Below are 12,320 nucleotides of genomic sequence, written 5' to 3' on the forward strand. Positions count from 1 at the left end.
GTCATATCAGTGCAATCAGCCCGGCCTATGATCGGTCGCCTAGTGGTGATCGGCCTCGGTTTGATCGGCGGTTCGTTTGCCAAAGGGCTGCGGGAGAGCGGGCTGTGCGGCGAAGTCGTTGGCGTCGATCTGGATCCGCGCTCCCGCCTACTGGCGGTTGAGCTGGGTGTTGTAGATCGCTGCGAGGAGGACATTGCTGCCGCTTGTCGCGGCGCTGACGTGATCATGCTCGCTGTGCCTATTCTGGCGATGGAAAAACTGCTGACGTTGTTGGCTCGCTTCGAACTCGGTGATGCGGTGTTGACCGATGTCGGCAGCGCCAAAGGCAATGTGGTGCGTGCGGCGCGGCTGGCGTTTGGTGAATGTCCTGTGCGGTTCGTGCCGGGGCATCCGATTGCCGGGTCTGAGCAGAGCGGGGTGGAAGCTTCCAATGCCCAGTTGTTCCGTCGGCATAAAGTGATTTTGACGCCGTTGGCCGATACTGACCCGACGGCTTTGGCCCTGGTCGACCGACTGTGGTCGGAGCTGGGGGCAGACGTCGAGCACATGCAGGTTGAGCGCCACGACGAAGTGTTGGCCGCCACCAGTCATTTGCCGCATTTGCTGGCGTTTGGTTTGGTCGATTCGCTGGCCAAACGCAACGAGAACCTGGACATCTTTCGATACGCAGCGGGCGGTTTCCGCGATTTCACAAGGATCGCCGGGAGTGATCCGGTGATGTGGCACGACATCTTCCTCGCCAATCGCGAGGCGGTGTTACGCACATTAGATACATTTCGCAGCGACCTCGACGCCTTGCGCGACGCGGTCGATGCAGGGGATGGGCACCAATTGTTGGGCGTTTTCACCCGCGCCCGTGTTGCTCGCGAGCATTTCAGTAAAATCCTGGCCCGTCGGGCCTATGTGGACGCTATGAACTCCAACGACCTGATTTTCCTGGCTAACCCTGGTGGACGCGTTTCCGGACGTATCCGAGTGCCAGGCGACAAATCAATTTCTCACCGCTCGATCATGCTCGGCTCACTGGCTGAAGGCACGACCGAAGTCGAAGGCTTCCTCGAAGGAGAGGACGCGCTGGCAACCCTGCAAGCGTTCCGTGACATGGGCGTGGTCATCGAAGGCCCGAACCATGGTCGCGTGACCATTCACGGTGTTGGCCTACACGGGCTGAAAGCGGCTCCCGGCCCGATCTATCTGGGTAACTCCGGCACCTCGATGCGCCTATTGTCGGGTTTGCTTGCAGCACAGAGCTTCGACAGCACATTGACCGGCGACGCATCGCTGTCCAAGCGTCCGATGAACCGAGTGGCCAATCCTTTGCGGGAAATGGGCGCAGTAATCGAGACCGCTGCCGAAGGTCGTCCACCGATGACCATCCGTGGCGGCAAGCGTCTGACTGGCTTGACTTACACCATGCCAATGGCGAGTGCGCAGGTTAAATCCTGCTTGTTACTGGCAGGGCTGTACGCCGAAGGTCAGACCCGTGTAACTGAGCCTGCGCCGACCCGCGATCACACCGAACGCATGCTGCGTGGCTTTGGCTACCCCGTCAGCACCCAGGGCAGCACTGCGTCGGTTGAATCCGGCCATACGCTGACCGCTACCCACATCGAAGTGCCGGCGGATATTTCGTCGGCTGCGTTCTTTTTGGTCGCGGCGTCTATTGCCGAGGACTCGGACTTGTTGCTGGAGCACGTCGGCATCAACCCGACCCGTACCGGTGTCATCGACATTCTTCGTTTGATGGGGGCTGACATCACGCTTGAAAATCAGCGTGAAGTTGGCGGCGAGCCTGTAGCGGACTTGCGCGTACGCTCGGCGAAACTTAAAGGTATCGACATTCCTGAAGAGCTGGTGCCCTTGGCTATCGACGAATTCCCGGTGCTGTTCGTTGCGGCGGCCTGCGCCGACGGACGGACCGTTCTGCGTGGCGCGGAAGAATTGCGCGTCAAAGAGTCGGACCGCATTCAAGTGATGGCCGATGGTTTGCTCGCGTTGGGCGTTCAAGCCGAACCGACACCGGATGGCATTATCATTGATGGCGCCGGTTCCGGCGCCGTAGCGTTCAGCGGCGGTGAAGTCAACGGTCACGGCGACCACCGTATCGCCATGGCTTTCAGTGTTGCCTCTTTGCGCGCATCGGCACCGATCCGCATTCATGACTGCGCCAACGTCGCCACGTCTTTCCCCAACTTCCTTGCACTGTGTGCGCAAGTCGGCATGCGAGTAGCACAAGAGGCACAGTCGTGAAGGTTCAGCCTCCAGTTATAACAATCGACGGACCTAGCGGCTCTGGCAAAGGCACCGTGGCGGGCAAATTAGCCAAGCACCTGGGCTGGTGTCTGCTCGATTCCGGGGCGCTTTATCGCCTGTTGGCCTTTGCGGCGCGCAATCACGGCGTCGACCTGACCAACGAAGAAGCATTGAAGTTACTGGCCGCTCATCTGGACGTCCAGTTCAACGCAGGCAACGATGACCACGGGCAACGCATTACCCTTGAAGGCGAAGACGTTACCCACGCCATCCGCAATGAACAGATCGGCAACGGTGCCTCGCAAGTCGCGTCACTGCCGGCTGTGCGCGACGCATTGCTCCAGCGCCAGCGTGCTTTTCTGGAGGCTCCGGGCTTGGTCGCGGACGGCCGTGACATGGGCACCGTGGTATTTCCGGATGCTCCGCTGAAGATTTTTCTGACGGCCACACCCGAGGAGCGTGCACGTCGTCGTTACTTGCAGTTGAAGGCCAAGGGTGATGATGTTAGTCTGTCGAGTCTGCTAGATGAGATATGTGCACGCGATGAGCGTGACACCCAGCGTGCGGTAGCCCCGCTTAAACCGGCGCATGACGCCATACAGCTGGATTCCACCGAATTATCGATTGAGCAGGTGTTGGAACGCATCTTGAGTGAAGTCGCGATTCGCGATATCGCCGGATGACAAGAAGAAGCGTGTGGGAGACCAGTCATAGTCCCACAGGCTTCTTTTACTTGAACGAAACCCACGTTGTCTGGAATGTGGCAGATGGGCGTATTCTTCGCCCTTGATCAACAGGAATTAAAATGAGCGAAAGCTTTGCAGAACTTTTTGAAGAAAGCCTAAAGACCCTCAACCTTCAGGCCGGTTCGATCATCACCGCGATCATCGTTGATATCGATTACCAGGCTGGATGGGTGACGGTTCACGCCGGTCTCAAATCTGAAGGCCTCATCCCGCTAGAGCAGTTCCATAACGATGCTGGCGAGCTGACCATCAAGATCGGCGACGAAGTGCACGTTGCACTGGACGCGGTCGAAGATGGCTTTGGCGAAACCAAGTTGTCCCGCGAAAAAGCCAAGCGTGCTGAGTGCTGGATCGTTCTGGAAGCGGCTTTCGCAGCTGAAGAAGTGGTCAAGGGCGTTATCAACGGTAAGGTTAAAGGCGGCTTCACTGTCGACGTTAACGGCATCCGTGCGTTCCTGCCTGGTTCTCTGGTTGACGTACGCCCAGTGCGTGACACTACTCACCTGGAAGGCAAAGAACTCGAATTCAAGGTCATCAAACTCGACCAGAAACGCAACAACGTTGTCGTTTCTCGCCGTAGCGTCCTTGAAGCTGAGAACAGCGCTGAGCGTGAAGCTCTGCTGGAATCCTTGCAGGAAGGCCAACAAGTCAAAGGTATCGTCAAAAACCTCACCGATTACGGCGCATTCGTCGATCTGGGTGGCGTCGATGGCCTGCTGCACATTACCGACATGGCTTGGAAGCGTATCAAGCATCCATCGGAAATCGTCAATGTTGGCGATGAGATCGATGTAAAAGTCCTGAAGTACGATCGCGAACGCAATCGTGTTTCCTTGGGTCTGAAGCAGTTGGGCGAAGATCCATGGGTCGCTATCAAAGCTCGCTACCCAGAAGGCACTCGCGTTACCGCCCGTGTTACCAACCTGACCGACTACGGCTGCTTCGCTGAGCTGGAAGAAGGCGTTGAAGGCCTGGTACACGTTTCTGAAATGGACTGGACCAACAAAAACATCCACCCTTCAAAAGTCGTACAAGTTGGCGACGAAGTGGAAGTTATGGTTCTGGACATCGACGAAGAGCGTCGTCGTATCTCCCTCGGCATCAAACAGTGCAAATCTAACCCATGGGAAGATTTCTCTGGCCAGTTCAACAAGGGCGATAAAATCTCCGGCACCATCAAGTCGATCACCGATTTCGGTATCTTCATTGGTCTGGACGGCGGCATCGACGGCCTGGTTCACTTGTCCGACATCTCTTGGAACGAAGTGGGCGAAGAAGCCGTGCGTCGCTTCAAGAAGGGCGACGAGCTCGACACCGTCATCCTGTCTGTTGATCCAGAGCGCGAACGCATCTCGCTCGGTATCAAGCAGCTGGAAAGCGATCCGTTCTCTGAGTACGTGATGGTCAACGACAAAGGCGCTATCGTTCGCGGTATCGTTAAAGAAGTTGACGCCAAAGGCGCCATCATCACTCTGGCCGACGACATCGAAGCTACTCTGAAAGCCTCCGAAATCAGCCGTGACCGCGTTGAAGACGCGCGTAACGTTCTGAAAGAAGGCGAAGAAGTTGAAGCCAAGATCATCAGCGTTGATCGCAAGAGCCGCGTAATCCAATTGTCTATCAAGTCGAAAGACGTTGAAGACGAGAAGGAAGCAATCCAAAGCCTGCGCACTAAGCCAGAAGCTGCGGAAAGCACAGGTCCTACCACCATTGGTGACCTGCTTCGCGCACAAATGGAAAAACAGAACTAAGTTCTGATTAACCATAGAAAAAGGGCGACTTCGGTCGCCCTTTTTTGTGGGTGAGATTTCATCGACTTTTGTGCTGCCCAAGCCTTCAATAAAGGCCGTGCGGCCAAGCTACATCACGCAAACCTTGATCCTCTGGGAGCAGGCTTGCCTGCGAATGCTGCGACTCAGTGTCACCTGACACGCTGTGCTTGTCGGTAAGGTGTCTGTGAGTAAAGCCCTGCGGTCATGCAATATAAAATCAGATAAACCCTGTGGGGACCGCCCCGCCTTCGAGGTCGCGCTTGCCCGCGAATGCTACGCCTAGGTGTCACCTGACACACCTGCCTTCGTCGGCAAGCCGACTCCCGCAGGGGTTTGTGATGGCCAGACAAAAGATCCAGACCCGCAATTTCAGGCTTCGGCAGCCTTTCTGTCTAGGTTTTTGCAATCACCCAATTGCGAACCGACACCCGTTATTGCTTGAAAACAGCTGTAGGATAATTCGTGCCTCCCACGTCGTCTTTTCTTGTGCAGACAGCCAGACCTTTACCCGGCTAGACTCAGTGTGTCTCCGAGTCGTCGTTGGGCACGCGCCCGCATAAGGGAATACATGCGCCAAGTAATAATCTTACTGTTTTTGGTCACGCTAGCTGGTTGTTCCTCCGCTTACAAAACCAAAGCGGTACGAGGTCAAAGCGCCGTACGGATCGAGTGTTCAGGCATATTTTCTAACTGGGACCGGTGTTACACCCGTGCAGAGCACGTGTGCCGCCCAGAAACTTACAAGGTCATCGCAAAGTCCAGCGACGTCAAAGAAGATCCGGACGACTACGTGTTTGGCTGGAACCCTGCGGGTTATTTCAGCCGCCGTATGCTGATCGTTTGCCACTGATCAGTAATGTCCTTTGTATGGCCGAATTGCCATAAACAAGGTCTGCATTCGCCTGGCCAGTTTATCTATCCAGATAAGTCAATACTTAGACTGTTCAAATCCCCCAAGTCATGCTAAAACCTTTGAAGCGCTTTACCTAGCTGCTTGAAAAAGAAGGGAAAAATATGACGAAGTCGGAGTTGATCGAACGAATTGTCACCCATCAAGGGCTGCTCTCATCCAAGGATGTCGAGCTGGCCATCAAGACAATGCTTGAGCAAATGTCTCAATGCCTCGCCACTGGTGATCGCATCGAGATACGTGGCTTTGGCAGTTTCTCTCTCCATTACCGTGCCCCTCGCGTCGGCCGGAACCCGAAAACCGGCCAATCCGTTAGCCTGGATGGCAAATTCGTGCCTCATTTCAAACCAGGAAAAGAGCTGCGCGACCGGGTCAACGAAGACGAGGAAGAGGGCTACGAATACCCGTGATGGAGGAAAGTTAATGCGGAACTTTAAGCGAATCATATTTGTCATAGTTATTCTGCTGATTGCTTTGGCGACGGTAGTGTTCCTGTTAGAAAATCAACAGCCCACTGCATTGGTGTTTTTGGGTTGGACGGCTCCTCAAATGTCAGTCGCAGTGCCGATTATTTTGGCGTTGCTGGTTGGGATGGTGATCGGGCCGGTGCTGGGTTGGACATTGCGCCTCGGCAAGACCCGGAAAGCATCCCGATTAGCGTGAGAAGCGCACGGAACCGCGCTGATTGGGTTGACCTTGAAAAGGCCTTTCACGGTCAGGCGAGTTATTTTAAAATTGGGTCTATAAATCTGTGATCAGATTTAAATAATAACTCGCGGTCGTTCACGCTCTTCTGCCTCGATGGTCATAGGAGCAAAGAAATTAGATTATTTAGCATGCTGTTTGAATTCATGCTTCTACGCTGTTGGCCATTTCCCGCTGCCATCAGTGCATGGGAGGTCTTGAGCGCCCGAGAAAGCCTCCTCAGTCCAGAAAAACAGACCGAATAAATCGTGCTTCGGATATTTTCCTTCCAGCACCGGCATTTCAGTATTCAATTGATATTGAAGCGAAGGTCTAGAGGTAAGTTGTGAAACAAATGGCGAATACCAGTGCCAGGTATATCAGTAATAATTGACGAGGTATTAAATGATATGACGAGCTCCATGGACACGCCGCAGGATGCGGATGAAATTGATCTGTTTGAATTAATGTCATCATTGTGGAAGCAGAAAATAATAATAATTTTTTTCGTCGTCCTATCAGTATTAACTGCCACCGCTTATGCTTTTCTTAGTAAACCAATCTATGAGGCCCGGATATTTATACAACCTCCAACTCTTAATGGTATCGCCGATTTTAATTATGGCCGTACTCGCGATGCAGAGCTTACCCCGTTCGCAGTAAAGGACGTGTACGAGGTATTTGTGCATAACCTTCTAAGCGAATCGTTGCGACGGACGTTTTTCGTTGAGGTTTATCTGCCTTCCTTGCCAGAGTCGAAACGGGCCGGATCACGAGACGCATTGTACTCGGATTATCTAAGTGAATTGACCATCGGGCTCCCTGCCAAGGATCAGCCTGATCGTTATTTGGTCAGCGTGCAGAGTCGGGACCCCGCGCAGGCTACCGACTGGGTAAAAGCTTATGTCGCCAGGGCTGGCGAAGCTGCGGAAAGTGAGATGTTAAAAAACGTCGCACGTGAAGCTGAGGTTCGTGCCCGCAATTTGGCCCAGCAAATTTCGACCCTGCAGGAGACTGCAGACAAGGTTCGTGAAGATTCCGTCACGCAGTTGCGCGAGGCTCTGAAAGTGGCACAGGCAATTCATCTGACGGAGCCTCCTATTATTTCGGGCAACGTCTCAGCCGAAGTGTCGGCGACGATGAATGGTCAGCTGACCTACATGCGCGGTACCAAAGCCTTGGAAGCTGAGATAAAAAATCTTGAAGAGCGGAAATCAAATGACCCGTTTATTGATTCACTTCGAGCATTGCAGATTAAACAAAGTTTTTACAAAGATTTGCAGGTCAGTCCCGACCGCGTATCGGTCTATCTAATTGACGGCACCGTCGAACAACCAGATCGCCCGATAAAACCGAAGAAAGGTTTGATTATCGCTTTGGGAGTAATTTTTGGTGTCGGGTTAGGATTATTGGTTGCATTGATTCGGCATTTCGTTCTAATTAGAAAGACGACGGAGACATCTAATCAGCGATTCAAGTAGGTATGTTCGATGCGTCTTGTAGGATGATTCCTAAAGTTAGGAGCGATATTAAACGCTAGCGCATGCACGTTAACTGGAATTCGCTCACAGACAAGATTTGTAAAACGTTATTGGCTGAATTATTCAAAGACTCTGGCTATGCTAGGTCACTTATGTGGGCGGTTATTTCCGCTATGCAGCAAGATCGATAGGAACCAGCATGCAATACCCGGAAGTTATCCATCACGGCGCAATCGAGGGTGTCACCGGCTCATGCCACCAACTGCAGTTGAACGCAACGATCAGCGTACTGATCGACTGCGGTTCATTTCAGGGTGCGGAGGCGGACAGTCAGGGTGTTGATAAGTCTCTAGGCTTTCCGATTGATACGATTAAGGCGTTGGTTGTCACCCATGTACACGCCGACCATGTAGGCCGTATACCCAGCCTGCTTGCTGCCGGGTTCAAGGGGCCAATATTGTGTAGCGAGCCTTCTGCCAAACTTTTGCCTTTGGTATTAGAAGACGCCTTCAAATTTGAGTTTGGTCGAGACGAACAGCAGTTGTCGCAGTACCTTGACCTGGTTAATGCGCGGATCATCGCCTTACCATTTGATCATTGGTTCAACCTTGCGCAGACCCCCGAGTTGTACTGCAGAGTCCGACTGCAACGCGCTGGCCACATTCTCGGGTCTGCCTACGTTGAGTTCGATGTCGAATACCCTATCGAGCAACGTGCCAAGCGCATAGTGTTCTCAGGTGACTTGGGCTCCAGCCACATGCCTTTTCTACCCAGCCCGAAATCGCCTGAGCGAGCCGACCTCCTGGTGCTGGAAAGCACCTACGGCGACCGGTTGCATGAGGACCGCAGCACACGGATATCACGCTTGGAAGCGGTCATTGACAAAGCGCTCGCCGACCATGGCACCGTATTGATACCCGCATTCAGCATCGGTCGCACTCAAGAATTGCTGTATGAGATCGAAGATATTCTTCACCGTAAGTCGCTCAATACCACGATTCAAACCGCCAATGATGGTGATGGCTCCTTACCCATCCATTGGCCAGAGCTTCCTGTGATTCTGGATTCGCCGCTGGCCAGCCGTTTTACCAAGGTCTATCTGGAGCTTGATGACTTTTGGGAGGGAGAGGCCAAGCATCGTTCAGAAAATGGCCGCAAGCCGTTGCAGTTTAATCAAATGATCACGATCGATAGCCATGCCAAGCACTTGCAGACGGTTAATTACTTGGCCAGTACAGGTCGACCGGCAATCGTGATAGCCGGTCACGGGATGTGTTCCGGCGGGAGAATCGTCAACTACCTGAAAGCAATGCTGGGAGACGTCAGACATAATGTCCTCTTCGTCGGCTACCAAGTCAAAGGTACGCCAGGCGCTGCCATCCAAATGTATGGAGATAAGGGCGGTTACGTTGAGCTGGATCGTGAGCGCTACCCAATTCGGGCCGGTGTGACCACAATTGGTGGGTATTCTGCGCATGCAGACCAGCAAGGTTTGGTAGAGTTTGTCACCGGGATGGATAAATCTCCATCAGAAATCAGATTGGTACACGGTGAAGCGAACGCAAAGAAGGAGCTGAGCAAGGTTTTGCTCCGTAAGTACGAACTCAAACGCATGGCTTTGACAATAGATACCAAATAATCAAGTGGTTTGATCTGTTCAATCGTTTAGTCGGCGACGGACTAAAAAACCCGTCAGACGGCGCGCTAATAGCTATTAGCAAACAACGCACTGTCAAGATCATAAGATGATGGATATTTACATAGAATAACCCGAGGTCTCGCTCGCTGGGTAACCGAGTCTCTTTTCCCAGTAAACTCGGGTAATCAATTGTCTAGGGGTGCTGCTTGCGATTAGCGACGAATTAGTGATGCAACTTCAAATTCGTGCTGAAAATATCGTAGGATTTCGGATTACCTGTTAAGCGAATGGTGTACGATTCATCGATGAAATTTCGATGAGTTGGTACCACGATAATGGAAGCGGATGGAGCGAAAGGGTCATTTTTTTGATTAACTTTTAAATCGTTAGAACTTATAGATATGCCGATCTACACGATCCATAGCTTCAGATGAGTACTATCGATGAAGCTGCGTTCTCAGGAAACGAACGGTAAATTCTGGGGCGGTAGCGCTTCGGAATAATAGTATCGTCCCACCTTAGTGTTGCATGGGTTAACATGGATATGTCGATGACGAACGGCTTATTTTAAAAGGTCCGCGTATTGAATATGAGTCTCATTAAAAATAGCTCTTGGAATATCGCGGGTTTTGCAATCCCCGTTATTATCGCTGTCCCCGCCATTGGTTATCTTGCTCGGGTGTTGGGGGCTGAGAAGTTTGGTTTGTTCACGCTTGCGTATGCTGTTGTAGGCTATGCCAGCATTTTTGACGCAGGGCTTTCAAGAGCAGTAATCCGCGCAGTGGCAATGAACGGAGGGCAAGATGATAAGCTGGGGCGGATTTTGGGTACATCCACTGTTTTCGTTATAGCCCTAAGTCTTATTGCAGCTATATTGTTGTATCTGGGTGCTGAAAATATTACTCACTTTTTATCAGTCTCAGACGCGTTGCAAAGTGACGCTATAGATGGTTTTAGATTGTTGAGTTTTGCTGTTACCCCACTGTTGCTGAGCACAATCTGGTTTTCATGTCTTGAAGGTGAAAGCAAGTTTTTAAAATTAAACATCCTCAAAGTAGTTACGGGAACGGCCATAGCTGCATTTCCAGTATTAGTAGTAATGCTTACCAGCGTGAGCTTTGAATCTGCTGTGCTTGGACTCGTTTTAGGAAGAATATTTACGGCGTCAGTTGCTTATTGCTTTGGGTTAGGGCGCTTCAGAAAGAAAGTGATGAATTTTGACCGAAAAACATTGGGTGAGTTGCTTAGATTTGGTGGGTGGATAACCGTGAGCAACGTACTAAGTCCCGTAATGGTATATTTTGATAGATTCTTTATTTCAAACGTATTGGGCGCTCAATACGTAGCGTTCTATACAGCGCCAGCGGAAGCAGTCTCAAGGTTATTACTCGTTCCTATGGCCGTTTCTAAAGTTATATTTCCGATGCTCAGTGCCAAACATAAGCACGCCAATACCCATACCGCACTCGCCTATAAATTATTAATAGTTTTCAGTGTTTCCATAGCGATGGTTGTATTTCTGCTGGCGGACCACATATTGCTTTTGTGGTTGGGGCCGGCCTACCTTGGCGAATCGGTTATTGTTTTGAGAGTCTTGATCATAGGTTTTGTGTTCAATTCGATCGCTCAAATCCCTTTCGCAAAGGTCCAAGCAAGTGGCCACTCCAAAATCACTGCATTGATACATGTGGCGGAAATAATTCCCTACGTAATACTGATGATCATCTTCGTTAAACAATGGTCCTTGGTTGGTGCCGCTATCGCGTGGACATTAAGAGTAACGGCAGACTACGTGCTGTTAGAATTCGCATCAAGAAAAATTGACAGAATACGGCAGGCTAATTATGGATTGCGTTGATATTATAATGGCCACCTATAATGGAGAGCAATATCTACAGGAACAGATTGAGTCAATACGTGCCCAAGACCATTTGAATTGGAAACTGTATGTTAGTGATGACGGTTCTACGGACAGTACGCTATCGCTCATTCAAAAATATGCTGACTTAGATTCACGTGTGTGCGTTGTAAACACTCAGCGCCAAGGAGGAGTGGTTAATAATTTTAACAAAGCGTTGAACTTCTCTACTTCTGACTACGCAATGTTGTGCGATCAAGATGATATATGGCTAAGTAATAAAGTCTCCGTAATGCTTGCATCTATTAAAGAACAGATGTTAGTCGGATTACTTGAAAGCCCTATTCTTGTTTTTTCAGATCTACATTTGGTTGATGAAAAAAATAAAACCATTGAAAAAAGCTTTTATCGTAGTAATAATTTAAACCCTAAATACAATACGGACGCTAAATTTTTGTCGTGGCGGTCTAGCGTTTACGGATGTACTATTATAATGAACCGGGCTCTTTTAGTGAGGGCGCTGCCATTGCCTAAGGGCGTGCCTATGCATGACCAATGGTTATCTTTGATAGCAGCACACACGGGCATCGTTGCGTATGCTAATAATCAAACTATTCGTTATCGTCAGCATGAAGGCAATGTTGTTGGTGGCGCGGGTAGAGGTGCTTGGGGGAAAGTCAAAGCACTTAAAGGTCTTCTAAAGAATATTGATAAAGCCGTCGATGGCTGTATTCAACAAAATTCAGCGTTACTTCAGTACCTTTCAGCCGCTGAAGCTGTAGATCATATTGCCTTGGATTCGATCAGAGATAAGTTAAAATTTATAATTTCGAACGTATTGCCTTATTGGAGCGAAAGAAAAGGTTATTGTTTTTTCTTTGTAGTGAAACTTCTTTTTTGCCGACAAAATTTTGTGTCGAGCCAACAATTATAAAAAATTTATCTTGGCACCATTATTTTTATATCGGAGGTAAGTA

The 12,320-nt window shown here is 50.7% G+C and carries 10 protein-coding genes; all 10 read left to right on the plus strand.

Annotated elements, in window-relative coordinates:
- Positions 1-27 precede the first annotated feature (27 nt).
- The 10 genes from RHM59_RS24005 (at position 28) to RHM59_RS24050 (ending at position 12,277) form a co-directional block, all read left to right on the plus strand.
- Entirely contained in the window at positions 28-2,250 is a 2,223-nt protein-coding gene (locus tag RHM59_RS24005) for a bifunctional prephenate dehydrogenase/3-phosphoshikimate 1-carboxyvinyltransferase (RefSeq protein WP_322165582.1), read from the plus strand.
- Complete coding sequence (gene cmk / locus RHM59_RS24010; protein WP_322165581.1) at positions 2,247-2,936, plus strand: (d)CMP kinase; 690 nt, start codon at positions 2,247-2,249, stop codon at positions 2,934-2,936. The genes RHM59_RS24005 and cmk overlap by 4 nt, the downstream gene beginning before the upstream one ends.
- A 122-nt stretch (positions 2,937-3,058) precedes the next feature.
- Positions 3,059-4,750 (plus strand): 30S ribosomal protein S1, encoded by a 1,692-nt coding sequence (gene rpsA / locus RHM59_RS24015; protein WP_322165580.1) that lies wholly within the window; start codon positions 3,059-3,061, stop codon positions 4,748-4,750.
- A gap of 742 nt (positions 4,751-5,492) precedes the next feature.
- A complete protein-coding gene (locus RHM59_RS24020) occupies positions 5,493-5,621 on the plus strand; it encodes a hypothetical protein (protein WP_322165579.1) in 129 nt (42 codons plus the stop codon).
- A gap of 164 nt (positions 5,622-5,785) precedes the next feature.
- On the plus strand, positions 5,786-6,091 hold the full coding sequence (gene ihfB, locus RHM59_RS24025; RefSeq protein WP_322165578.1) for an integration host factor subunit beta: 306 nt from the start codon (positions 5,786-5,788) through the stop codon (positions 6,089-6,091).
- Between the two features lie 13 nt (positions 6,092-6,104).
- On the plus strand, positions 6,105-6,344 hold the full coding sequence (locus RHM59_RS24030) for a LapA family protein (RefSeq protein WP_322285572.1): 240 nt from the start codon (positions 6,105-6,107) through the stop codon (positions 6,342-6,344).
- 443 nt (positions 6,345-6,787) lie between these two features.
- Positions 6,788-7,846 carry an LPS O-antigen chain length determinant protein WzzB gene (locus RHM59_RS24035; protein ID WP_322285573.1) on the plus strand — a complete coding sequence of 353 codons (1,059 nt, stop codon included), beginning with the start codon at positions 6,788-6,790 and terminating at the stop codon, positions 7,844-7,846.
- A gap of 199 nt (positions 7,847-8,045) precedes the next feature.
- Positions 8,046-9,485: an MBL fold metallo-hydrolase gene (locus tag RHM59_RS24040; protein ID WP_322285574.1), complete on the plus strand. Its 1,440-nt coding sequence runs from the start codon at positions 8,046-8,048 to the stop codon at positions 9,483-9,485.
- Positions 9,486-10,074: 589 nt separating this feature from the next.
- On the plus strand, positions 10,075-11,343 hold the full coding sequence (locus RHM59_RS24045; protein ID WP_322285575.1) for a flippase: 1,269 nt from the start codon (positions 10,075-10,077) through the stop codon (positions 11,341-11,343).
- Positions 11,344-11,350: 7 nt separating this feature from the next.
- Entirely contained in the window at positions 11,351-12,277 is a 927-nt protein-coding gene (locus tag RHM59_RS24050; protein WP_322285576.1) for a glycosyltransferase family 2 protein, read from the plus strand.
- Positions 12,278-12,320 lie beyond the last annotated feature (43 nt).

This window comes from Pseudomonas sp. MH10 (assembly GCF_034353045.1).
Taxonomy (GTDB): Bacteria; Pseudomonadota; Gammaproteobacteria; order Pseudomonadales; family Pseudomonadaceae; genus Aquipseudomonas.